Here is a 238-nt window from a genome sequence, read left to right as displayed (position 1 = left end):
GTCCGGCAGCGACCTACTCTCCCAGGACCCTGCGGTCCAAGTACCATCGGCGCTGGTGGGCTTAACTGCCGTGTTCGGTATGGGTACGGGTGTTGCCCCACCGCCATTACCACCGGACTATTCTCTTCAGGGATTGCTCCCTCAAAACCGCACAGAGTTCTTTTGAGGTTAAGACCTCGACCTATTAGTACCGGTCCGCTCAAAGCCTTGCGGCTCTTACACTCCCGGCCTATCTACC

The 238-nt window shown here is 57.6% G+C and carries 1 rRNA gene; it reads right to left on the bottom strand.

Annotated features, from left to right (window positions below):
- A 5S ribosomal RNA gene (rrf, locus tag ULO1_RS14445) occupies nucleotides 1-117 on the bottom strand.
- Nucleotides 118-238: the final 121 nt, after the last annotated feature.

The organism is Carboxydocella sp. ULO1 (assembly GCF_002049255.1).
GTDB lineage: Bacteria > Bacillota.
This window is presented reverse-complemented; position numbering and strand designations above follow the sequence as displayed.